At 52.7% G+C, this 24,847-nt stretch carries 20 protein-coding genes and 1 pseudogene; 5 read left to right on the top strand and 16 right to left on the bottom strand.

What is annotated here, in order from left to right; all coding sequences use genetic code 11:
* A pseudogene (locus tag HGO41_RS25950) lies at positions 1–89 on the bottom strand (Rhs element Vgr protein); the annotation flags it as partial.
* A 393-nt stretch (positions 90–482) separates the two neighbouring features.
* Between HGO41_RS25950 and HGO41_RS20310 the strand changes: the two are divergent.
* The 5 genes from HGO41_RS20310 (at position 483) to HGO41_RS20290 (ending at position 5,552) form a co-directional block, all read left to right on the top strand.
* Positions 483–1,934 (top strand): circularly permuted type 2 ATP-grasp protein, encoded by a 1,452-nt coding sequence (locus HGO41_RS20310; RefSeq protein WP_013577183.1) that lies wholly within the window; start codon positions 483–485, stop codon positions 1,932–1,934.
* Positions 1,928–2,869: an alpha-E domain-containing protein gene (locus tag HGO41_RS20305; protein WP_250981337.1), complete on the top strand. Its 942-nt coding sequence runs from the start codon at positions 1,928–1,930 to the stop codon at positions 2,867–2,869. The genes HGO41_RS20310 and HGO41_RS20305 overlap by 7 nt, the downstream gene beginning before the upstream one ends.
* The gene (locus HGO41_RS20300) at positions 2,869–3,663 is read left to right on the top strand and encodes a transglutaminase family protein (RefSeq protein WP_013577185.1); all 795 of its coding nucleotides are present in this window, start codon (positions 2,869–2,871) and stop codon (positions 3,661–3,663) included. Before HGO41_RS20305 ends, HGO41_RS20300 begins: the two co-directional genes overlap by 1 nt.
* 26 nt (positions 3,664–3,689) lie before the next feature.
* On the top strand, positions 3,690–4,421 hold the full coding sequence (locus tag HGO41_RS20295; RefSeq protein WP_013577186.1) for a proteasome-type protease: 732 nt from the start codon (positions 3,690–3,692) through the stop codon (positions 4,419–4,421).
* Positions 4,422–4,520: 99 nt separating this feature from the next.
* Positions 4,521–5,552, top strand: coding sequence for a LacI family DNA-binding transcriptional regulator (locus tag HGO41_RS20290; protein WP_013577187.1), 1,032 nt, complete (start codon positions 4,521–4,523; stop codon positions 5,550–5,552).
* Between the two features lie 45 nt (positions 5,553–5,597).
* Here HGO41_RS20290 and HGO41_RS20285 read toward each other — a convergent pair whose 3' ends face one another.
* From HGO41_RS20285 to uxaC, 15 genes are all read right to left on the bottom strand, one after another.
* Positions 5,598–6,608, bottom strand: coding sequence for an OmpG family monomeric porin (locus HGO41_RS20285; RefSeq protein WP_013577188.1), 1,011 nt, complete (start codon positions 6,606–6,608; stop codon positions 5,598–5,600).
* A 99-nt stretch (positions 6,609–6,707) separates the two neighbouring features.
* Positions 6,708–7,796 carry an ABC transporter ATP-binding protein gene (locus HGO41_RS20280; RefSeq protein ID WP_250981336.1) on the bottom strand — a complete coding sequence of 363 codons (1,089 nt, stop codon included), beginning with the start codon at positions 7,794–7,796 and terminating at the stop codon, positions 6,708–6,710.
* A 9-nt stretch (positions 7,797–7,805) separates the two neighbouring features.
* Positions 7,806–8,489 carry a beta-phosphoglucomutase gene (gene pgmB, locus HGO41_RS20275; RefSeq protein ID WP_217244646.1) on the bottom strand — a complete coding sequence of 228 codons (684 nt, stop codon included), beginning with the start codon at positions 8,487–8,489 and terminating at the stop codon, positions 7,806–7,808.
* Positions 8,479–10,725: a glycoside hydrolase family 65 protein gene (locus tag HGO41_RS20270; RefSeq protein WP_250981335.1), complete on the bottom strand. Its 2,247-nt coding sequence runs from the start codon at positions 10,723–10,725 to the stop codon at positions 8,479–8,481. The genes pgmB and HGO41_RS20270 overlap by 11 nt, the downstream gene beginning before the upstream one ends.
* Positions 10,722–11,780 (bottom strand): Gfo/Idh/MocA family protein, encoded by a 1,059-nt coding sequence (locus HGO41_RS20265; protein ID WP_223510124.1) that lies wholly within the window; start codon positions 11,778–11,780, stop codon positions 10,722–10,724. The genes HGO41_RS20270 and HGO41_RS20265 overlap by 4 nt, the downstream gene beginning before the upstream one ends.
* Positions 11,781–11,795: 15 nt before the next feature.
* Entirely contained in the window at positions 11,796–12,587 is a 792-nt protein-coding gene (locus tag HGO41_RS20260; RefSeq protein ID WP_121019674.1) for a sugar phosphate isomerase/epimerase family protein, read from the bottom strand.
* Positions 12,588–12,599: 12 nt separating this feature from the next.
* Positions 12,600–13,652: a D-guloside 3-dehydrogenase gene (gene ycjQ, locus HGO41_RS20255; RefSeq protein ID WP_013577194.1), complete on the bottom strand. Its 1,053-nt coding sequence runs from the start codon at positions 13,650–13,652 to the stop codon at positions 12,600–12,602.
* Between the two features lie 43 nt (positions 13,653–13,695).
* Positions 13,696–14,541 carry a carbohydrate ABC transporter permease gene (locus HGO41_RS20250; RefSeq protein WP_013577195.1) on the bottom strand — a complete coding sequence of 282 codons (846 nt, stop codon included), beginning with the start codon at positions 14,539–14,541 and terminating at the stop codon, positions 13,696–13,698.
* Positions 14,528–15,409, bottom strand: coding sequence for a carbohydrate ABC transporter permease (locus tag HGO41_RS20245; RefSeq protein WP_250981334.1), 882 nt, complete (start codon positions 15,407–15,409; stop codon positions 14,528–14,530). Before HGO41_RS20245 ends, HGO41_RS20250 begins: the two co-directional genes overlap by 14 nt.
* 30 nt (positions 15,410–15,439) lie before the next feature.
* On the bottom strand, positions 15,440–16,732 hold the full coding sequence (locus HGO41_RS20240) for an ABC transporter substrate-binding protein (protein ID WP_250981338.1): 1,293 nt from the start codon (positions 16,730–16,732) through the stop codon (positions 15,440–15,442).
* A gap of 106 nt (positions 16,733–16,838) precedes the next feature.
* Complete coding sequence (locus HGO41_RS20235; RefSeq protein WP_112151040.1) at positions 16,839–18,518, bottom strand: alpha-amylase family glycosyl hydrolase; 1,680 nt, start codon at positions 18,516–18,518, stop codon at positions 16,839–16,841.
* A 194-nt stretch (positions 18,519–18,712) separates the two neighbouring features.
* Positions 18,713–19,267 (bottom strand): YgjV family protein, encoded by a 555-nt coding sequence (locus HGO41_RS20230; RefSeq protein ID WP_250981333.1) that lies wholly within the window; start codon positions 19,265–19,267, stop codon positions 18,713–18,715.
* Positions 19,268–19,363: 96 nt separating this feature from the next.
* Positions 19,364–20,854, bottom strand: coding sequence for a UxaA family hydrolase (locus HGO41_RS20225; RefSeq protein ID WP_037035079.1), 1,491 nt, complete (start codon positions 20,852–20,854; stop codon positions 19,364–19,366).
* A 10-nt stretch (positions 20,855–20,864) separates the two neighbouring features.
* Positions 20,865–22,316 carry a tagaturonate reductase gene (locus tag HGO41_RS20220; protein WP_013577201.1) on the bottom strand — a complete coding sequence of 484 codons (1,452 nt, stop codon included), beginning with the start codon at positions 22,314–22,316 and terminating at the stop codon, positions 20,865–20,867.
* 156 nt (positions 22,317–22,472) lie between these two features.
* A complete protein-coding gene (uxaC, locus tag HGO41_RS20215) occupies positions 22,473–23,885 on the bottom strand; it encodes a glucuronate isomerase (RefSeq protein WP_112197450.1) in 1,413 nt (470 codons plus the stop codon).
* Positions 23,886–24,847 lie beyond the last annotated feature (962 nt).

Genomic DNA, 24,847 nt, shown 5'->3' with positions numbered 1-24,847 from the left:
CTGAGCTGTTCCTCGCCGCGAAAGTTCAGCACGTCCAGACTGTAAGGGCTGTTCCAGATATCAAGTGAGTAGCGGGAAAGTGTGTCCATTCCGGTCCCTGGTTGGCATGTGAAAAGCATCCTGCTTTTCGGGGTGTGAGGAAACTGTATTCACATGGTGAAATTGTGGGAATTTTGTATCAGGATCCGGAGAATGCGAATGTGATGATGCACAGAAATACTAAACATAATTAATGTATCCATAAGTTTTTTTGTTGTTTTCATATCATCAATGGCGATTGCCTCATCAACGATCATACTTACAGTAACCTAATCATTTCTGCCCTCTTTTCACTCAACTTGAAAGCGCGCTGCACCCGAACAGGGCAGACCGGCCCCTTTCCCCCTGATTTTCAGCCCGTTTTGCACGCTGGCACACTTTATGCCTGATCTTCATTGTTATTGAACGATTCAATTGCAGCCTGTCCAGTTTGTGAGGTGATGATGATCAAGATTGACCTTTCCGATTCACCCTTTTTTGATGAAATGTTGATGGCTGAAGGCAAACACCGCAGCCATTATCAGGCCTACTGGCAGTGGTTGCAGCAAGCCGATCAACAGGCAGTCCAGCGCAAAAAAGAGGAAGCTGCGCTGTTGTTTCACCGGGTGGGGATTACCTTTAATGTTTATGGCGAAGATGATGGCGCGGAACGGCTGATCCCGTTTGACAGCGTGCCACGCATTATTCCGGCCAGCGAATGGCAGATGCTTGATCGCGGGATCCGTCAGCGGGTTCAGGCGCTTAATGCTTTTCTGCATGATATTTATCATGACCAGAAGATCCTCAAGGCAGGGATCGTGCCCGCCGAACAGGTGCTGGCCAACGATCAGTATCAGCCCTGCATGCAGGGCATCGATCTTCACCGTGATACCTATGCCCACATTGCCGGAACCGATATGGTGCGGGGAGGCGATGGCGAATACTACGTGCTGGAAGACAACCTGCGCACGCCGTCCGGTGTGTCTTACATGATGGAAAACCGCAAAATGATGATGCGGTTATATCCCGAATTGTTTGCCGAGCAGCGTATCGCGCCGGTTTCCCGCTACCCTTCCCACTTACTGCAAACCCTGCGCGAAAGCACCACCGTCAACGATCCGACCGTCGTGGTACTGACGCCGGGCCGCTTTAACAGTGCCTATTTCGAGCACAGTTTCCTCGCACAACAAATGGGCGTTGAACTGGTAGAAAGCGTCGATCTGTTCGTGAAAGACGGCGCGGTGTTTATGCGCACCACCGCCGGACCGTGCAAGATTGACGTGATCTACCGGCGTATCGACGACGCCTTCCTCGATCCGCTGGCGTTCCGCGCCGATTCCATGCTCGGGGTTCCCGGCCTGCTGTCGGTGTATCGATCCGGTGGTGTGGTGCTGGCGAATGCGATCGGTACCGGCGTGGCGGATGATAAATCGATCTACCCGTATGTACCGGAGATGATCCGTTACTACCTGGCGGAGGATCCGATCCTCAATAACGTGCCGACGTGGCAATGCCGCAAGGAAAGCGATCTGTCTTTCGTGCTGGCAAACCTGGAAAAAATGGTGGTGAAAGAGGTTCATGGCGCAGGCGGTTACGGCATGCTGATTGGGCCGACGGCCAGCAAGGCAGAAATTGAACGCTTCCGCGAATTACTGCGCATCCGCCCGGAAAACTACATCGCGCAGGAAACGCTGGCGCTTTCCACCTGCCCGACCTTTGTCGGTAACGGGCTGGCACCGCGTCATATCGACCTGCGGCCATTTGCGCTGACCGGTGCCGAAATTCGTCTGGTACCGGGCGGATTAACCCGCGTAGCGCTGGAAGAAGGCTCGCTGGTAGTGAATTCATCTCAGGGCGGCGGGACCAAAGATACCTGGGTGCTGGAAGAAAATCCGACGGAGGATGACGCATGCTAAGCAGAACAGCCAGCGAACTGTACTGGATGGCGCGTTATCTGGAACGCGCCGAGAATATTGCACGCCTGCTGGACGTGACCAATAAGCTGTCGATGATGTCGATCCGTGACGTCAACGCACGCGATGAAAACAATGATTTACTGGTACCGCTGACCATGACCGGTACGCGGATACTGTTCAACGAGCACTATCCGCAGGAGTCGATGGGTAATCTGCTCAACTTCTTCGCTCTGGACAGCTTCAACCACAGCAGCATTTTCAGTTGCCTGCAGATGGCCTGGAACAATGCGCATGCGGTGCGCGGCAGTCTTTCTTCTGAAGTCTGGGAAAGCATCAATGCCACCTGGATAGAGATGAAACTGATCCGCCGTCAGGGCGTCGGTTCTGCCGGTGCAGACGCTTTCTTCGACTGGGTCAAGGAGCGCTCACATCTGTTTCGCGGTGCGATGTTCGGCACATTACTGCGCAGTGATGCACTGAACTTTATCCGCCTCGGCACCATGCTTGAGCGGGCGGACAGCACCGCCCGCCTGCTGGATGCCAAAAATCAGTTACTGAATGCCGATGAAGATCCGGTGCGCGAGTACTACCGGATGGACACGCTGCTGCGTGCGGTCAGCGCCCGCGAAGCGTTCCACACGCTTTATAAGCAGCAACTTAGCCAGAAACGTATTGCCGAGCTGCTGATACTGCGCCGCGAGTTACCGCGTTCTCTGCTTTCCTGTGTCGAAATCATGGCCGAACAGCTGGAGGAAATCGGCGGCAGCGCAGGCAATTTGCCACGTCGCCGTGTCCATACCCTTCATGCTCAGCTTCGCTTCACCGAAATGGACGAGATTGTTGAGATGGGTCTCAGCCCCTGGTTGATGCAGTTTCTGGATCAGACCAATGCCATCGCTGAGAGCATTCATCAAACCTATCTGGAGGCCCAATAATGAAACTGAATGTCACACATCAGACGCATTACAGCTATGCGCAACAGGTTAAACACAGCACGCAATATCTGCGCCTCACACCGCAGGATTCCAGCCATCAGAAGATTTTGTCGTGGGATCTGACCTTGCCGGAATATGCCACCCGCACGCTGGATGCCTATGGCAATGTGCTGCATGTCCTGACGCTCGATCAACCCCATCAGGCGATCACCATTGAAGCCAACGGCGTGGTCGAGATTGAAGACAATACGGAAGACGATAATTGCGGGCATCTCTCGCCGCTGGTGTTTTTGCGCACCAGCCCGCTGACCCTGGCCGATGGCGCGATCCGCGATTTCGCCAGCCGTTATTACCGGCCGCAGGCACAGCATGAAAGTCTGTGCAGCCTGATGGGCGAACTGCTGCTGAAAATGCCTTACAACCCCGGCAGCACCACGGTGAAAGACAGCGCCTCACAAGCCTTTTCAGCACAAACCGGCGTATGTCAGGACCACACACACGTTTTCCTGGCCTGCTGCCGCAGCCTGGGCATTCCGGCGCGTTACGTCAGCGGCTATCTTTACTCGGAAGACTCGGCGCATGTGGCCATGCATGCGTGGGCGGAAGCCTGGCTGGATGACCGCTGGCAGAGCTTCGATGTCACCAATAACACCTGTAAACCGAATCAGCATTTGAAACTGGCTATCGGCATAGATTATCTTGATGCATGCCCGGTCCGCGGTATCCGGTTAGGGGGAGGAAGCGAAGACATGCGCACTGTCGCGGCCGTTGCCATACTCGACGTTCCGCAATGATCCTGAATACCTGAGGAAACCTTTTTATGACTTACTGTGTGGCCATGCGCTTGTCCTCTGGCCTGGTGTTTGTTTCAGATTCACGCACCAATGCCGGAGTGGACCATATTTCCACCTTCCGTAAACTGCATGTTTTTCATCAAAGCGATGAACGCGTGCTGGTGATCCAGAGTGCCGGAAATCTGGCGACCACACAGAGCATTATCAGTCTGCTGCATCGTCGCTGCGCAGACGATGAGCGGGAAAACCTGCTGAACGTGAAGTCGCTTTACGATGCCGCCAGCCTGCTGGGTGAAACGGTGCGTGAAGTGATTGCACGGGACAGCGGCGCAAATCAGGGGGGCAATACAGATTTCAGCTGCAATCTGTTGCTCGGCGGACAGATTAAAGGTGAGGGCCAGCGGCTGTTCCACATTTATCCGCAGGGGAATTTCATCGAAGCCACGCACGACACGCCGTATTTCCAGATTGGTGAGAGTAAGTACGGTAAGCCGATTATCGATCGCGTACTGAGCTACGACACCGCGCTGGATCAGGCGATGCAATGTGCGCTGATTTCGATGGACTCCACACTGCGCAGTAATCTTTCCGTCGGCCTGCCGCTGGATGTGATGACCTATCCGACAGACAGCTTCAGCGCCGCGCAACAGCACCGGATCACCGAAACACACCCGTATTTCGACATGATCCGCAAAGGCTGGGGCGAAGGCCTGCTGAGCATTTTTGCGCAGTTGCCGCCGCTGAAATTAGACGAGTAATAATCCGCCACATCAGGTCTGGGGAAAATGGACAACCTCAGACCTGCCCCGTATTATCAATATCCCGTCCTTAATACGGATATTTGAGGTGCATATATTGTGGCAGTCACTATTTATGATATTGCCCGTCTGGCAAAAGTGTCCAAATCTACCGTTTCCAGAGTTATTACCAACCAAACCAATATTTCGCCAGATGCCCGTGAGCGCGTGCTGGATGCTATCCGCACGCTGAATTATCAGCCAAGCAAACTGGCGCGGGCGCTGACATCCAAAGGTTTTGATGCGATTTTAGTGATATCCACCCGTTCGACCAAAACAACCGCCGGGAACCCTTTCTTCTCCGAAATATTGCAATCCATTGCGCTGAGAGCGGAAGAAGAGGGTTTTGACGTTATTTTGCAGACGTCCAAAAATAGCGAAGAAGATCTGCAAAAGTGTGTCGCTAAAATAACGGAAAAAATGGTGAAAGGTGTGATAATGCTCAGTTCACCCGCCGATGAATATATTCTGGAACAGTTAGATAATTATCAGGTTCCTGTGGTGGTGATTGGCAATATTGAAGGAACATATCAGCACGTCTTTTCCGTCGATACCGATAATTTTCAGGACAGTTACCGGCTGACAGAACATCTTATTTCGCTCGGTCACCAGGATATTGCCTGCCTGCACGCGCCGCTGGATTATCACGTTTCCATTGACCGCCTTGCCGGTTATAAACGCGCCATGCAGGATGCCGGTCTGACTGCGCAACCGGGCCTGATGATTGACGGCGGTTATACCACCGAAAGCGCTTATCTGGCGGCGACGACATTGCTGCAAAAGGCGCATCCGCCGACGGCCGTTTTCGCCACGGATGCCGTGAAAGTCATGAGCATTTACCGCGCGGCCCATGAACAGAAAAAGATCATTCCCGATGAAATTTCCATCACCGGTTACAGCAGCGACAATATTTCGCCGATCCTGTCTCCGGGGCTGACCGGCATTGAAATTCCTATCCGCGAATTAGGCTGGCAGGGTTGCGGTGTGCTGTTCGATAAAATTTTCGATCGTCCCGGCGCGCATTCCCGCACGCTGGTGCCGACACAGCTGGTGGTGAATCATTCCGCCATAGAAATCACTGCCGGAAAATAAGAAAACCCAACCGGAAAACAGCTTCCGGTTGGGTGATGAGAGGCATCAGAAAGAATAGGTGACACCGACACCGGTATAATGGAATTTGGTCTTCGCATTGGCGCTGGCATCGGTATTATCGTGCAACTGCAATTCGTAGGCATATTCCAGTGAGATGGCAAAACCGTTGGGTAAAGGCTGATTGATTAACAACCCGAATCGCGTATCGGTTTCTCCTTCGCGTTCTCCGCGATCATCATTGTAATAATAGGTATCCAGCGTCCGGCGGGCATAAGGCGTCAGCACGGTTTTCCCGCTGGAGAAAAGATCGAAGCTCACCGGCAAATAGATACGCGCTTCCTGTTTAGCGAATTCCCCGCGCTGGCTGTCACCGGTATTCCATCCGCGATCTAAATAATAACTGACCTGCATCGCGATATCGTCGGTGAAACTGTATTTCAAACCAGTTTCACCTTCAAACTCTTTATTCAGATAACCGTTATCGTCCATACTGTTATAATAATTATACAACGCCATCCAGCCGTTATATTTCAATGCAGGACTAAGCGACACCGACCAGTCTGGCTGAATGGTATAACGCTGGGTATTATAAGAATTGCCCTCTTTCTTTTTATCTTCATTATATTGCCACTGATAGTTCCTGAAACCGAGCATCAGCCCCAGCGCATAATCTGCGTTATCCACAAACTGATAATGCATATCGAATTCGACCTGATTAAACCAGTCACTCCGGGTATCTTCAGAGTAATCGACGTTATGGTCTTCCTGATAAAATGCGCCGTAGAAGTTCCACTTTCCTTTGCTGAAGTTAACAAATACCGTCGGTTCATAAGCGCCGTCTTTATCGCCCTGACCTTCTGTGTTCTCTGTTTCCTGCATGGCGCCGATCTGCACTTTCCAGGGTTCAGCAGGTAACGCAACGTTACCGATCGGTACCGGCGTCAGCATTGCCGGTGAATTATGATCTTCATTTTTATTTACGCTTTCGCTCTCAGCGGAAAAAGCCGACGAGCAGACTGTGCCGCATAATAATGCGGCAGCCACTTTCATTTTCATTATAATAATTCCTTTTACAGTAGGGACAGATGGATATTAAAACAACGGATAACCTCTTTTAAAATTCGTGTTATTTATACACGTTAGTGACATAACTTATTAATGCGCGGTAATGACTTCCTCAGTTTCACAATCAAAGAAATGACATTTATTCATATCAAAGCACAGGGATAATAATTGTCCGGCCTGATAATCAGTATTAGCGTTTGAACGGCAGACAAATTCATGACCGCCAATCGAGCAATACAACATAAATTCTGCTCCGGTCAGTTCAGCCACCGTAATTCGCGCGTCAAAATGTGCGTTCTGCTGCTCTGCACCGGCGATATCTTCAGGACGGATCCCGAGTACCAGCGGTTTACGTTGATAACCCCGTGCATTCAATATCGCCAGTTTGTCTTCAGGCACCGGAATATGCAGGCTTTCCGTCACGAAAAAGTTGCCATCCAGCGCACCACGGATAAAGTTCATCGCAGGTGATCCAATAAAACCGGCCACAAACATATTTTGTGGATGGTTATAGACCGTTTTAGGCGCGCCAACCTGCTGGATAATGCCGTCTTTCATCACCACAATCCGCGTCGCCATGGTCATAGCTTCGGTCTGATCATGGGTGACATAAATCATCGTCGTATTGAGTTTATGGTGCAGCTTGCTGATTTCGGCCCGCATCTGTACCCGCAGTTTGGCATCGAGGTTCGACAGCGGTTCGTCCATCAGAAAGACTTTGGCATCACGCACAATCGCGCGCCCGAGCGCGACGCGCTGACGCTGGCCGCCGGATAAAGCCCCCGGACGTCGCGCCAGATACTCATTCAGCCCGAGGATCTGGGCCGCATACTCCACGCGCTGACTGATTTCCTCCGGCGCAATCTTTCTCAGTTTCAGGCCAAACGCCATGTTGTCGTACACGGACATATGCGGGTAAAGCGCATAGTTCTGAAATACCATCGCTATCTCGCGATCTTTCGGTGCGACGTCGTTCATGCGCACGCCGTCGATCAGCAGGTCGCCGGAAGAAATTTCCTCCAGCCCGGCGATCATACGCAGGGTGGTAGATTTTCCGCAGCCGGATGGCCCGACAAACACGATAAATTCTTTATCCGCGATCTCCAGATTGAAATCCTTCACCACGTGAACCTGTTTGTCGTAATTTTTCTGAATGTGTTGCAGTGAAATCTGAGCCATAATTTTTCCTTAAATATCAGCCTGATGGTGCAACCATTGTTGCCTGATAACCGCCCACGACAGCCCGTCGGTAGAATCCAGACGGTGATTTGCCCCTTCCAGCGTGGCGCCAATGCCAATCGAGAAAATGCCTCCGGCACGTAATGCATCAATCCCCGCCTGCGCATCCTCTATCCCTGCGGCATGCTGCGGCGCGATATTCAGCGCCTCGCAAACCTTGAGGAAAATTTCCGGATGCGGTTTGGAATGCGTGATCCGGCGGGCGTCCGCGACATAATCGAAAGCCTGCTCCAGTCCTAACGCCCTGAGCACCTGCGGGGCATTTTGTGAAACGGAAGCCAGACCGGTGAGTACGCCCTGGTCACGCAACGTGTGCATCAATTCACTGATCCCCGGCAAAATGTCCGCCGTGGTCAGCCCGGCGAGTAATCCGACATAATCGTCATTTTTCTCCGCCGCCATTGCGTCACATTCTGCCTGCGTAAAAGTTCCGGTTTTTCCGCCCACAGCGAGGATCTTCAACAGCGATTCCTGACGACTGACGCCCTTCAGTTGCTCATTAAACGCAGCATCGATGGGGATCCCGATACGCTGCGCCAGTCGTTGCCAGGCCATAAAATGCAGGTGCGCGGTATCGACCACCACACCATCGAGGTCAAAAATAACGGCACGCGGCAGGGGTTCAGTTTTCATCATGAGATCCTTTCAGAATGAGGCTTTCCGTAAATGTGTGAGAGATGCCGTTGATCCAGACCTTCAGCGGCTGAGCATCCGTTTTGCTGAGGGTAAATTGCCGGGGTTCGAGAGACACCGTCAGGCGCGTTCCACGCCAGCAAAGGGGAAACTGTAACCGCGTCCAGCCCTGCGGCAGCGAGGGCCGGAAATGCAGTTCGCCTGACTGATAATCCAGCCCCGCAAACCCCATCAGCGCCCCCGTCCAGATAGCGGCCGTGGCGGCCGCATGAATACCGTCGTCCGAAGAGTGAGGTTCTTCGCCCAAATCGATGCGGCACGCCTCGCGGTAAAACTGCAATGCCTGTGCGACCTGCCCGGTCCGGGCGGCAACAATCGCATGCACCGATTTACTCAGCGAAGAGTCGTGAATCGTACGCGGTTCATAAAAACTGAGACTGGCAGCCTGACATTGTGGCGTGAACTGTGCGGGCAGCAGTTGCATGAGCATGACCACATCGGCCTGTTTCAGAATCTGCATCTCGTTGATTTCCGCACGGGAATAATCCAGCAAAATGGCCTGTGTGCCCTGCCGGGATTTATAGGCTGTCAGGTCGCATTGCGGTTTGCTGAGGAAGGAATCATCCTGCGCGATCACACCCTGCACATCGGGCTGCGGCAGATACAGGTGCGTCAGAAAATCTTCCGCCTGCGCAAAGAATGCGGCGTCCTCATGATTAAATTCATGCAGATACCGGCAGGCCTCCCGGACGTTGTACTGCGCCATATAATTGGTAAACGCATTATTATCAACATGTTCGGTGTATTCATCCGGCCCGATGACGTTGAGAATTGCCAGCCGGTCGTCACGCCATTCAGCGCGGCTCATCCAGAACCGCGCGGTTTCTTTCAGCAGCGCCAGTCCCATTTGTTGCATAAATTCCGTGTCGAGCGTGGCCTGGAAATAGCCCACCGTGGCATAGGCGATATCTGCCACCAGATGATGTTCTGCCAGCGCCGATGCCACCCGTTGCCGCTGACCGGTACGGATATTGATCGCGGCAAATTCAGGCGTTTCCTCTTCGCCGCTGAACGCGCTTTCCCACGGAAACAGTGCGCCCTGATAACCGTTCTGCCGGGCTTTGTCCTGCGCCTGCGCCAGATGCAGATAGCGGTATTCCAGCAGTTTTCGCGCCTGTTCAGACGCATTCAGCAGGGCAAAAGGCAGGATAAATATTTCGGTATCCCAGAAAACATGCCCTTTATAGCCTTCGCCGGTCAGCCCTTTCGCCGCCACGCTGGCGCGCGCGTCATGCGCCGGGATCATCAGCTTCAGGTGATACAGCGCAAAATCCAGCGCACGTTGATCCTGGGGATCATCTGACGCCACACAGACCCGTGATGCCTGCCAGTAATGCTGCCAGTGGCGGGTATTTTCCATCAGCAGGTGTCCGTAACCTTGCTGCGCGTGTGCCAGCAGGGCCTTCAGGCAGCGTGCTGCGAAGGTGTTTTCTGGCAGGAAATCTGCGTCGAGCGACGTGGCAATCCAGCTGAATTTCTCCAGCGTCACCGCTTCACCGGCAGATAACGGCAGGCTGATATGTTGCAGTAACTGGCGGTTTTTCGACGAAAAACTGCTGCTGGCGCGGGCAGGAAACAGGCACTGGCTGGTGATGACCGCCTGCTGCTGGCCGTCTGTGGTCTGATAACCGCCTTGTAAAACGTTTTGATCGAAAACCCGCACTGAACATTCATTCAGATGCTGTCTGCCGCTGTTGGTGAGCGTTGCATCAATGCCGGTGCTCACGCACAAATGTGCATTCGCATCCAGCGCGGTAACAGTTAAACGGCTCGCCACCAGCGCCAGCGGAGAAAGCGCCACAAAACGACGGGTTTCGATTTTGAAACGCTGACCGGCGGGCGACTGCCAGACCAGTTCGCGATACAGCTCACCGTTCATGGTGCGCAGTTCACGCTGATAGGACAGCAGCGTGCCGGAAAGCAGCGATAAACTTTCGCCGTCCAGCTCAATGCGCATACCAATAATATCCGGCAGATTCACCAGTTCGGTGACTTCGGTCGTATTCGCACGGTGATAAAAACCCGCGACAAACATGCCCCGCTGTTGATCGGTATAGGCTTCTTCGTGACAGCCACGGATACCAATCCGGCCATTGCCGCAGGTATGCAGGCTGCCGTACTTATTCAGGCGATGTGGTGAAAACGGTGCTTCGGGCAGGATCTGAGGCTGAATCATAGATACACGCTCTCCCCCGACTCTGCCGACTGATAGACAGCCGCCACCAGTTGCTGGATCCGGTATCCCTGTTCCGCGTCTGCCAGACTCACCGTTTCCCCGCGAACCGCCGCCACAAACGCCTGAACGCTGCGAACATGGCGCTGATCGTCGGCAACCTCCCGGTGGAATAACCTCACCAGTTCACCCTTTTCATCGGTATACACCTGGGCAGGAAACAGTGTGGCACCGGCCTTATCACCGCAAAACTCAACATTCATCACCGATTGCGGCTGAATATTCAGCGCAAACGCCGTTTCCAGACGCAGCAACCCGCCGTTGCAGAACTCAATCGCGGCAAATACTGAATCTTCCACGCTGTATTTCTGCGGATCCCAGCTTCCGAATTGCCCTTCACTTTTGCGGTTACCGATTTTCTGAAACATCTGCGCGGTGACTTTGCGCACCGCCGGAAAGCCGAGCACGTACATGGCGGCATCCAGCATATGAATGCCGATGTCGATCAGCGGTCCGCCGCCGGACTGCGTTTTATCCGTGAAATTGCCCCAGCCGGGCACGCCGCAGCGGCGCAGGGCGCGCGCGGTGGTGACATAAACCTCACCCAGTTCTCCCACTGCGACTTTCTGGCGTAAAATGCGCGCATCTTCGGCGAAACGGTGATGAAAGTCATAGGCCAGAAGCCGGCCAGCCTGTTCCGCCGCCTGCCACATTTCCAGCGCCTGCGCGGCGGTCATGGCAGGCGGTTTTTCACAGAACACATGACAGCCGTGCTGCAATGCCGTGATCACTTGCTGATGATGGAAAAGGTTGGGCGTACAGATGCTGACGATGTCGGGCCGTTCAGCCTCCAGCATCTCTTCCAGTGAGGTAAAGGCACGGGCGATACCGTTGCGCCCGGCAAATGCCTGAGCGCGCGCCGTATCGCAATCCACCACCGCGACCAGTTCAAGCCCCGGAAGCTGGCGGTAACAGGCTACATGGACCTTTTCCGCCACCTGACCCGCCCCCACCAGCGCCACTTTCAGCGTTCCTGCCGGTTTCGTTATAAATTCCATTTCGCGGCCTGTCAGTCAGAGTAAATTGCGAAGATAAGTCAGTGAATCCTGATAAGCCTGGGTCGGATTTTCTGCCCGCACGCGGCATTCGTAGACGATATAGCCGTCGTAGCCATCTTCTTTCAGTTGCTCAAACGCAGAGCCAAAATCAATGCTTCCGCTGCCCGGCTGGTAACGATGATTGTCAGCAATATGTACATGGCCGAGCAGATCGCGTTGCTGATGGAACGCAGCGCTGAGGCAATCCTCCTCAATACTCATATGGTAAAAATCACCGATAATTTTGACGTGCTCAAGCGCGCCCTCTTCGATATAACGGCGTGCCTCCGCCAGCGTGTTTATCATGTGATCCTGATAACGGTTCAGCGGCTCCAGATACACCGTTGTGCCGGTGCGTCTGGCGACATTTTCCAGCTCCCGCAAGGATGCGCTGACCGCCAGACGGTCGCCCGCCTGACTGCGCGGTGAGGTCATCGGCGGCAGACGGTAGGTAAACATTCCCCAGGCGGCGGGCACGATAATCCCTTTACCGCCGACCTGCGAAAGGGCTTCCAGAATCGCAGTGATTTGCTGCAATCCGTTCAGACGACGCTCCTCGATGAAATCACCGATCCAACCCTCATAGCCGCCGCAGGCGGTGATCACTGGCAGGCCGGTTTGGGCGATAGCGGCTTTCACTTCGTCGAGATGATTTACCAGCAATTTGCCGTCAATTTCAAAACCGTCGAAACCCATTGCCTTGATAAATTTGAATTTCTCCAGAATATTTTCCGGGAAGAATGCCTGATTTTGTGTACCGATTTTCATGTCTAAGTCCTTTTAGAAAGTGATGCCGAGCTTGATGCTCTGATCAGGATGTTGATCGACGTATTTCATGTAGCTCTCCGCGCTGTTGCTGAACGTGACCACCGGATCGATCAGGTCTTCGCAGTTCAGGTAGCCGTTCATCAGCAGTTCCCAGCAGGAGTCTTCGATGCGTTTACGGCTCCAGCGGGGATAATCGGGATTGGGTTCGCTGCATGCGCGGGAAAAGACGATTTTGGCATTGTTAAAGTGGGCTTCCCGCCCGAGGTTAAAGCCTTCGGCAAAGGGTTTGGCAAAGGCGACATAAGAAATTGTGCCGCCGTAAGCGATACCCCGCAGCGCCGCCTGCAATGCCTGGGCATTGCCGCTGGTTTCGATGATGACGTCCGCACCCTGTTTGCCGGTGAGTTTTTTGATCTCCAGCCCGATGTCAGTACCGATCGGGTTAAACACGGCATCCGCGCCGTTTTTCAGCGCAATTTCCCCGCGTTTTTCCAGCGGATCGACGCCAATCACGATGCTGGCACCGGCCTTTTTCGCCAGTTGCACAGCGATTTGACCGATCGCCCCCAGCCCGACAATCACCACGAAATCGCCGACACGGACATTGCCGTCACGCACACCACTCATGGCGAACTGCGCCGGGTCATAACAGACGGCGTTTTTCCATGAGGCACCGGCGGGCATTTTGCGCAATTTGTAATTGTTCACGGCGTTGACGATCACCGTTTCGCTCAGCGGTCCGTAAGTACAGACATCATCACCCAGCGCGTAATCCGTCACCTCGCAGCCCTTTTCGCAAACGGTGCCCACCACCATGTTGCCGAGCTGGAATTCGCCGAACACGATACCGCGCGGCGCATCCGCCGGACGGGGGACAAACATGCCCCATTCAGCCGAAAACTCCTCGTCGATAAACGGGCTGACGCCGCGAAAATCTACCACTTCGGTACCGTGTTTCGGTGCGCCAAATTTCACGCGAATTTTGACTTCATATGCCGCGACCGGGCGGTCCTCATAATCCATCAGTTCAGCCACACGCGGCTGGGTTGCGACCAGTTTTTTCATCGGATATTCCTTCATCTTTAATCAGTCAATATGCGTTTTAACGTCAGCCTTTTACGCCGCCGTCAGTAAGATTGCCTTTGATAAACCGCTCCGAAAGCGCGTACATCAGGACAACCGGCAGCGCGGTCACCAGTGAGGCGGCCATCATTCTTCCCCAGACATAATCCGGTGTGCTGAACAACGTGTTCAGGCCGACAGGCAGGGTGAAATTGGCAGAGCTGGAGAGGAAAATGGAGGCGAAGAGATAGTCATTCCACGCCACCATAAAGCAGTACACAAACACCGAAATGATGCCGGAGATCGCCAGCGGTACGGTGATGTAGAAAATGATTTGCAGCCGGTTGAGGCCGTCCATCATCGCCGCTTCTTCAATGTCGTGAGGAATGGTGTCGAAGTAACTTTTCAGCATAAACACGGCCGTCGGCAAGGTCTGAACCACCATGGTGATCACCAGCGCGGTAGTGGTGTCATACAGGCCCAGCGCCGAAATAATCTTGAACAGCGGCACCACCAGCAAAATGCCGGAAAACATGTAGACGGTATAAAAGCTGGCGTTGATGGTGACGCGCCCTTTAAAACGCAGCCGTGACAACGCATAAGCGCCCAGGATGCCGAAAAACACAGCGATCACGGACGCCAGTACCGACACGGTCAGGCTGTTTTTGAAGTAACTGAGGAACGGGAAAATCTGCGGATTGAAAATATCCACGTAATGATGGAAATCCCACTCCTGCGGGAACAGCGTCGGATGGCGGGAAATCGCCTCTTTACTGCTTTTGAACGAGGTCATCAGCATGATGAAAAAAGGAAATAACATCGCGCCAAGGAAAATCAGCAGGCTGGCATAAAAGCCCGCTTTGCGCAGGATCTTGCGGTTAGTTGCTGCCATTGATATTCACCCGTTTTCTGGCAAGAAGGATCACGATAAAGATCAGGGCAAACAGCACCATGGATATGGCGGCGGCTTTACCTAAATCGTTAAAGGCGAAGGCGGTTTTATAGAGATACACACCCAGAATATTGACCTTGTTGGTCAGCAGGTAGACGTCGGCAAACATGTAGAACATCCAGATCGCGCGCAGCGTGACCACCGTTGCCAGTACCGGCATGATGGCGGGCAGCGTGACGATGCGGAATTTCTGCCAGGCATTGGCGCCATCCATGCCTGCGGCTTCGTACAGGGATTTATCGACGGTCTGCAAAATCGCCAGAAACGAAATAAAGGCGTAGGGGAAGTAACGCCAGATGGCGAACAACACCACCAGCACGAAGCTGCTGACCGGATTGTCGAACCACAGCGGGGCATCGCTGAACAAATGCAGCATGTCAGCACCGATCACATTCACAATGCCGTAGCCGTTGTTGAACATGTATTTCCAGGCAAATACCAGCGAAATGGAAGGCGTGACATAGGACAAAATCACCAGCGAACGCGCCGTTTTGCGAAAGCGGAACTCACGGTTAAAAAACAACGCGACGCCCAGCCCCAGCCCGGTACTGCCCGCGACGACCAGTGCGGTGTACCAGAACGTCACCCACAACGAGTGATAAAAGCCCGGATCGCTGAGAATGCTGATGTAGTTATCCAGCCCGACAAACCGGTTATCAATACGCGGATTCAGCGGGATTTGCAGAAAGCTGATCTGGATATTCGACAACATCGGATACGCCACCAGCAGCCCCAGCAAAAAGATGCTGGGGGCGAGCAGAAGCAGCGCAAAACGACCGTCAGAATGGTTAAATTTACGTGATTTCATGATCTTCCCTGACAATTCAGGCTCCTCCGTTTAGCGTTTTTGCATCAGTGCTTCGATACGCTTTTGCCCTTCCGCCAGTGACTGCTGCGGATCCTTCTTCCCGACGGTCACGCCATTGAGCATTTCGCTGAGCACGGCAGAGCCTGTGATATCGCCCATTGCTGCGAAGTTTTTCTCCCCGACGGAACCGAACACCTGCACGTTGGCAAACTCGTTCACCAGCATTTGCGGCAGCGAGCCAAATGCCTTGATCACCGGATTGTTTTGCCAGGTGGCATTGCCGGTCACGCCTTGGGTCACCGGCAATGCGGCACCCGGCGACATCAGCACCCAGGCTGTCGCGTTATCCGGTTTTTCGAGGAAGCTCACCCACCGTTCGGCGGCCTCACGTTCAGGCGTATCCAGGCCGTTGGAGATGGTCAGTGAGGTGATGGTGCCGTAAACGGCTTTGGATTTTTCAGTCGGCACGGCAAAACCAAGGTCACCGGCTTTGCCTTCGCTGTACACCGCAGGAAGAATATAAGTGGAGTAAATCGCCATCGGCACCGTGCCGTTCATAAAGGCGTCTTTGATTTCCATGACGTCATTGGAACCGGGCATCGAGAAGGTGGCGAGCTGACGGTAATAATCCAGCGCCTGCTGCATTTCCGGCGTGTTAACCGTGATTTGCCCCTGAGCATTCAATACGTTGGCATCGTTGGAAAGCGCAAACTGCGAGAAAGCCTGTTCGGTCAGAACACTTTCGGCGGTCGGTAACGCAATGCCGTATTTTTTCCGCGCGGGCTGATTAAATGCCGTGGCAATGCGGGTGACATCCTGCCAGTTTTGCGGCGCAGAGAATCCGGCGTCAGCCAGTTGTGATTTGTTGTACCAGATCCCCTGTATCCAGCCGTGGATCGGTACGCCGGTGTAATTCTCGCCTTCTTCCGTGCGCACGATGCGCAATACGCCGGGATAAAACTGATCAGCACCTATGCCGTCGATCACCTGCCTGATGGCATCGCGGTCGATCAGCTGTTCCTGATCCATCACTTTGGCGTAATCGTGACTGACTTCAATCACGGCTGGCAGTGCGCCGGTACGGGCCAGCGTAATCACTTTGGTGTTGTAGGCATCTTCTTCCACCGGCACCGGTTTAATGGTGATCTGCGGATTTTCCTGTTCAAATTTCGCAATCAGCTGATTAATGACCACCTGACGTTCCTGCTCGACCGAAGAATGCATAAACTCAATGGTGACCTGTCTCTCTTTGGCGTCCTCACAGGCCGATAAACATAATGCGGATAATAATAACGGAGTTATAAGGATATATTTTCTTTTCATTTTTATATTCATGAACATCTCCTTTGCTAATTTATAGCCAGCCGAAATCACTGGCCTGTGAAATATCACACCCTTTAAATACAAAAAAAATAACGGAACATCTTAATTAATGGCGTAACCAGATATACTGATAAGGCTTTAATGTTATTTCCCCGTCACATTTCAGTGAATGATTATAAGGTAAGACCTGATAATCCCCCGAAGGGAGCGTTACCTGAATATTGTTAGCGGAAAGGTTAAACAGACACACTATTTCCTGGTTTCCCTGCCCCCGGATAAAGGCAAACACACTTTCATGACATTCTATGACCCGCATCGGCGCGGAAGGATGAAATGCCGCCTGTTCAGTTCGGCAGATAATTAATTTCTTCAGTTCACCAAATACCCGCGCACGTAATGAATCAGGTTCAGATAATATCTGTCCAATTTCCGTGACATCATATTTCTGCCGGTTAATTGCCCGGTTATGCCCGGCGTTCTCAACCCCCTGAATATCGTTACGCGAACCCAGAATACTTTGGATATACACCGCAGGAACACCGGGGAATGCCAGCAAAATAGCGTGCGCCAGCATGAAGCGTTGCAGACGGATATCGTCGTCGTCCGACTGCCGGTTCAGCGCATCCATATAGGTGACGTTGACTTCATACGGGCTGGTGCTGCCATCCGGATTATTTTTATACGACACCCTCGCGCCTTCCTGTTGCAGCGCATCCACCAGCCTGAGGATCTCTGATTCCGGCAGTAATCCGCGCAACGGGTTCAGGCCAATGCCATCATGCGAAGCAAGAAAATTAAAGAAGGTGGTGGCGGGTGTGCAGGCATCCAGACCGGCGGCCCAGCGTTTCAGCGTTTCCCCGTTTTCACTGTGAATGGCATGCAGAACCAGCGGCGGCAGCGGGAACTGATAGACCATCTGCGCCTCATCAAACCCGTTACCAAAGTAACTGATGTTGTCCTGATGCGGCACATTGGTTTCGGTAATAATCACAGTACCGGGTGAAACATACTCCACCACGGCGCGGAATAGCTTCACCAGTAAATGTGTTTTGGGCAGATGAATACAGGAGGTGCCGGGTTCCTTCCACATGTAACCCACAGCATCAAGACGCACATATTCAGCGCCTTCCGACAGGTATTTCAGTAACACGTCCAGCATGTCGCGCAGTACGTCAGGATGCGCAAAATTCAGGTCGATCTGATCCGCGCTGAAGGTGGTCCAGACATGACGGGTTTCGCCATTTTCAAAGCGGAAAGGCGTTAACAGCGGCGATCTGCGGGGACGGGTCACGGCAGATAAATCACTATTTTCGTTCAGGCTAATAAAATAGTTTTCATATTTCGAATTGCCCGCCAGATATTGTTTAAACCATTCACTGCTCGCGGAAATATGATTACAGACATAATCAAACATCAGCCTTGAAGACTGGCCAAGCTTACGGATATCTTTCCAGTCCCCCGCCAGTGGATTGACCTGCTGATAATCAATCACCGAGAAACCATCATCCGACGAATAAGGATAAAAAGGCAGAAGGTGAACAATATTAAAAACATCCGCCAGATGCTGCTGATAAAAACTATCAAATACTGAAAGTGTTTTTTCTGCTTTGTTCGTGAACTGATCTGCATAGGTGATCAATACCACATCTTTTTCATCCCATCCCTGTTTGGCCGTATAGGTAATCTGATTTCTGGCAACCTCAATGCGTGTAATCAGATCATCTAAGAATACCGCTGACAATTTCCCTGCATATATCTGTTTCAGTAATCCCTGAATAGCGTCCATGATTTTCCTTTTTCCCTTTCCCTTTTTGTGGGACCGCTCCCACGGAATCGGAAATTACTCCTGCGTCCGGAGGTTGTCAACGAGGCAAACAGGCGGAAGGAATCAATAGAGTGGGAAACGCGGAATTATTATTGCAATCTGTGAGCAGATTCAAAATAAGCGGGGTACGCGAATGAAGGACAAAAAAGCAGGGACTATCCCTGCTCATCCATCTTCTGCACTAGCTTCTTCTCGACCTCAAACGGATCGATGCCACGCAATTGCAGGCGGCGGAAGCGAATGATATTAAAACCGTTCATGACCAGAAAACTGCCTTCGATAAGTGAACCGCCAATCGAGCCAAGCCAGATGTTGTGTGCCACCCAGCAGCAGGTTGAGCACCACATAATGCACCGGGTTGTCAGCCCGCTGGTGCGGAACAGCGCCCAGGTACTGACAACTGTCGCACCGACCGGTAAGAGTTCCATCCAGTGATGGGCGCGGCTTAGCCCCAGCACCAGGGTCAGGACGATGAAAATTACCATAATCAAGTGGTTACGGGTACGCAGGGAAATCAGTGTGCGCAGAGAATTCAGTAAGGCGCTCATGCCAGCGGGCGCGGCACCCATCATCAGAAAATGCACGCCGATAATGGCGCTGTAGGCAGAAAGCTGTTGTTTGAAACGGCGGTCGCTGCGGTTGAAAAACATCGTGATGCCGACCATGAAGGCCACAACACCAACTGACTGGGCAAACCAGTAATACGTCATTTGTCAGGAGTCTCATACGTGGGGGTCTTGCGCTGCAAAAGCAAACGGCGTTCCATAACTGAAACGCCGTTTCATCCTAACGATAAACCTGACCGGTTACAATGTGACACCGCTTTTAAAAATGGCTAATTCGCGGAAATCATTGAGTTCGTTTTTGGCTTTGCGGCCATCGGCGATCGCCACGATCAGATCCACAAATTCACCCAGCAACTGATCCATACTGACATCGTGGATCAGGCGTCCGGCATCGAAATCGATCCAGTGCGGTTTTTTCGTGGCCAGTTCGCTGTTGGTTGCCAGTTTCACTGTCGGCACAAAACCGCCGTAAGGCGTGCCGCGTCCGGTACTGAACAGCACCATATGACAGCCCGCACCTGCCAGCGCACTGGTGGCGACGGCGTCGTTACCCGGCGCACTCAGCAGGTTCAGCCCCGGCGTAGTCAGGCGTTCGCCGTATTTCAGCACGTCCATTACCGGGCTTTGGCCGGCTTTTTGTGTACAGCCCAGCGATTTTTCTTCCAGCGTAGTGATGCCACCGGCTTTGTTACCCGGAGACGGGTTCTCGTAAATCGGCTGATTATGTTCGATGAAGTACTGTTTGAAATCATTCACCATGTGAACGGTTTTTTCAAACGTACTTTCATCGCGACAACGGCTCATCAGAATACGTTCTGCGCCAAACATTTCAGGCACTTCGGTCAGCACGGAAGTGCCGCCGTTGGCGATCACGTAGTCGGAGAAACGCCCCAGCAGCGGGTTAGCGGTGATACCCGATAAACCATCAGAGCCACCACATTCCAGACCGAATTTCAGTTCGCTGAGTTTACCGGCAACGCGTTTATCGTCACGCATTACAGCATACAGTTCGCGCAGGCGTTCCAGACCGGCTTCCACTTCGTCGTCGAACTTTTGCAGCGTCATGAAACGCACGCGCTCTTCGTCCACTTCGCCCAGCGTTTCACGGAACACGTCCACCTGATTGTTTTCACAACCAAGGCCGATCACCAGCACCGCACCCGCATTCGGATGGCGTACCATATTTTGCAGCATAGTACGGGTGTTCACATGATCGTCACCCAGTTGCGAACAACCGAACGGATGCGTGAACAGGTAAACGCCGTCGGTACCCTCCGCGTCATTGGTTTCTTTCAGGAAACGTGTCTGGATCTGGCGGGCTATCCCGTTGACGCAACCAACGGTCGGGATCAACCACAGCTCGTTACGGATCCCCACCTGACCATTTTTACGACGGAAGATCTGCACATCGCGATCCGCCATCTGTTCCGGCAGGCTGGCGAAATCCGGCTGATACTGGTATTCGTCCAGATCACTCAGGTTAGTTTTGCCGTTTTGCGAATGAATATGCACACCCGGCTCAATCGCCGTCAGCGCATGCCCGATCGGCAGGCCGTATTTAACAATGTTCTCCCCCGCCGCAATCTGGCGAAGGGCAAACTTGTGGCCACGGGCAACCGGCTGAGCCAACACGACGGTGTGACCGCCTGCTTCGACCTGCTCGCCCGCGTCGATATCGCGCAACGCGACGGCGACGTTATCAGCGGTATGAATTTGAATGATACTTTGCATAGTTGCTCTCTTAGCTGTAAGCCGCCAACGCGTCACGCATGCCAAGGTCTTCAATCGACTGCAATTGTTCGGTCACTTTTGCAGTCAGACCCGGCACGGTATTCAGGTCACGTCCCCAGTGTTCTTCATCCGCCAGCACAGTTTCGACCAGCCCGGCCAACGGCAGGCTGCCATTACGCACGTTACCCCACAGTTCGGAGAAACGGCTCAACCAGTGTGCATCGTCCTGCAGCGGATAAATTTCACCGTTACGTTCACCACGGTAAAACGCCAGCAAGGCTGCCAGTGCAAAGGTCAGGCGCGGAGGCAGAAGCTGATTCTTTTCCTGGCTCGCCAGCAGTTGCGGCAGAATGCGGGTGCGGTATTTGGTCATGCCGTTCAGGGCAATCGACAGCAGCTGATGCTGAATGAACGGGTTGCGGAAACGGCTGAGTACCGCCTGGGCAAAGGACGTCAGTTCATCCTGTGGCAAATCCAGCACCGGCGAGATTTCCTCAGCGATCGCCAGTTCGACAAAGCGGCTGATTTGCGCATCATTCATGGATTCGCCAACGGTGTTCAGCCCTGACAGGAAGGCCACCGGCACCAGCGCGGTGTGTGCGCCGTTAAGGATCGCCACTTTGCGTTCTTTATACGGTTTGATGTCGTCAACCAGACGGATATTCAGCGGCAGCTTGTCCAGACGCAGTTCCTGCGCGAGACTTTTTGGCCCCTGAATGACGAATAAATAGAAGTGTTCGGCACTGTCGAAGAAGCTGTCCTGATAACCCAGTTCTTCCTGCAGGCTGTCGACTTCACTGCGCGGATAACCGGTAACGATGCGGTCAACCAGCGTTGAACAGAAGGTGTTGCTGTTTTTCAGCCACTGGGTGAATGCCGCTGGCAATGCCCAAAGTTGTGCGTAACGCAGCACCAGTTCCTGCAACGCTTCACCGTTGTAGTCGATCAGTTCGCATGGCAGCAGAACCCAGCCTTTATCAGCCGCGCCAGAGAAATGGTTGAAACGCTCGAACAGCAACCGGGTCAGTTTAGCCGGGAAGCTGGCCGGAGGCGTATCGTCCGGACGGTCGCTTTCGACATAGCTGATACCGGCTTCGGTCGTGTTAGAAAACACGAAGCGGATATTCGGGTCACGGGCCAGCGCCAGATACTCATCAAACTGGTGATAGATATTAATTTCGCGGTTAACGGAGCGGATGATCCGGGTATCACGCACCGTTTCCCCCTGCTCGTTCAGACCGCTGATGATGGTGGTGTACAGACCATCCTGCGTGCTGAGTGAAGGCGGAAAGTCAGTGTCAATCGGACGAACAACCACGATCCCGGCATCCAGATCGGTATGTTCATTCAGCAGGTCGATTTGCCAGTCGACAAACGCCCGCAGGAAATTACCTTCACCGAATTGAATAATTTTGTCCGGATGTTGACGGCCAGGGAAGTCACGGCGATTTAACCTTTGCATCTCACATTCACCTTAATTTGCTCAGACTCCGGTCTTTGAGGGCGGGAAAATTGCCCTATGGCCGTCGTTATCTGTTGGGATAGTTGTTTGTTATTTCAATGTTTATTTCAGGAGCGCAGGAACCTGCGCTCCGTCGTGCTACTCAGTTCAAGCCGATCAGTTCAGTTCAATCTGGAAATACTGTTTCGCATTATCGAAGCAGATGTTTTTCACCATGCTGCCCAGCAGTTCGATATCTGCCGGTGCTTCGCCCTCTTCCACCCAGCGACCAATCATCTGGCACAGAATGCGACGGAAATATTCATGACGCGTATAGGACAGGAAACTGCGGCTGTCAGTCAGCATGCCGACGAAACGGCTGAGTAAGCCGAGGTTGGCGAGCTGTGTCATCTGACGTTGCATGCCGTCTTTCTGGTCGTTAAACCACCAGCCGGAACCAAACTGCATTTTGCCCGGCATCCCTTCACCCTGGAAGTTACCGACCATGGTGCCGATCACTTCGTTATCACGCGGGTTCAGGCAGTACAGAATGGTTTTTGGCAGGCCACCGGCCAGACCTTGCGCGCCCAGCAATTTGGACAGCGGCTCGGCCAGTGGCTGGTCGTTAATGGAGTCGAAACCAACGTCTGCGCCAATCAGCTGGAACATACGGGTGTTGTTATTACGCAGCGCGCCAATGTGATACTGCTGTACCCATTCACGACGTTGATATTCAGAAGCCAGATACAGCAGAACGCCGGTTTTGAACTGAGCAATTTCTTGCGCAGTTGGCGTTTCACCGCTCAGACGACGGGACAGAATGCCGTCCAGCGTCGCATCATCCGCTTCGCCGTAAACCACTACATCCAGCGCGTGGTCTGACACTTTGCAGCCGTGCGCCGCAAAGTGATCCATACGTTTTTTCAGGGCATCACGCAGATCGCTGAAACGGGTAATGGAGACATCCGCCGCGGCTTCGAGTTTCTTCATGTAATCGACGAAGGTTGCCGCTTCAATGTTGAAGGCTTTATCCGGGCGCCAGCTTGGCAGCACTTTGACATCAAAGCCGGAGTCTTGTGCCACCGCTTTATGATGTTCCAGAGAATCAATCGGGTCATCGGTAGTGCCGACCATTTTGACGTTCATCTGTTTCATGATGCCGCGGGCAGAGAATGCATCCTGCGCCAGCAATTCATTACCGCGCTCCCAGATTTCGCCCGCGGTAGACGGGGAAAGCAGTTTACCGGTGATGCCAAACGGACGGCGCAGCTCAAGGTGCGTCCAGTGGTACAGCGGGTTACCGATCGTGTGAGGAACCGTTGCAGCCCAGGCGTCAAATTTCTCGCGGTCGCTGGCATCGCCGGTACACATCCGCTCAGGCACACCGTTGGTACGCATCGCGCGCCATTTGTAGTGATCGCCTTTCAGCCAAATGTCATACAGGTTTTTGAATTTATAGTCCTGCGCAATCAGCTCAGGTGGCAAATGGCAGTGGTAGTCAAAAATTGGCTCATCTTTCGCGTAGTCGTGATACAGGCGACGTGCGAATTCTGTGTCGAGAAGGAAGTCTTCCGTTAAAAACTGCGCCATCTTAGGTTCCTCATCATGAATTCTGTAGAGTTGTCACTCAATGGTGCGAAGTTATCACACCAATTTAAGCTATCGTCCAGTACTTTTTAATGCACCAAAGCCATTAAAATGACTGATTTCATTCCAAAAAAACAAACTAATTCTCTGTAAAATAATGACTTTAGCGTCATCAGCTGCTGGTGCTTATTATCCTCACAATTAGAGTGTCATTTTGTGATGTCACTCAAACTTTAAATCTGTATGACAAGTTATTTCGTACCAAATGTGACAAAACCTAAAAAGTGCGCGCCGGCTTGCGGACATTCAACCGGGCTTCGGCCTCATTATCCTCTTCCCACGCCAGCAGGGCTTATGTAATCCATTTGCCCTTCAGGCGGCCTGCATCGGTCAATTTTTACCAGATAACAGTGTTCATTAACTGTTCACGATAAATGTGATCATTTCGTGAAGTTGTCACACCAATTACGTTTCATTTTTCAGGCTGTCATTGTTAAGCATTGACAGAAAAGTGTGAACCGGATCAATCAAAATACAGTTTTCATTGTAAAATCAAGTAAATAACCGTGAATTTAAAAAAGTTAAGTAACCACACAATATAAATGTGGTTTTGTGATGTCATTCAAATTTTAAATCTGTATGACAAGTTATCTTTGCATCGCCCGGACAAGAGCGTCAGAGATTACCTGCCACGTCCTTTCGCTGTTGTCCGGGCAAAACACTTCCCGGGTGCAGTCAGCCCCATGGCGAAGCAGTAATTCTGGTGTTCAGGACGTTCATCGGACCCTTACGCACAGATAACAATAACGCAGTGCGTAATAACACGGGCAGCTCCCAGTGAAATCATCTGGCGGCAACGTTCCCGAAAACACTTTAAGGAAAGCCAGAACCCCCACGCTTGTTCAGGTGGTGCGAAATACGCCCTGACAGCCTGATGTTGTCATCGCCGGATTATTTACTGGGAG

The organism is Rahnella sp. CG8, from assembly GCF_023701875.1.
In the GTDB taxonomy this organism is placed as follows: Bacteria; Pseudomonadota; Gammaproteobacteria; order Enterobacterales; family Enterobacteriaceae; genus Rahnella; species Rahnella aceris.
This window is presented reverse-complemented; position numbering and strand designations above follow the sequence as displayed.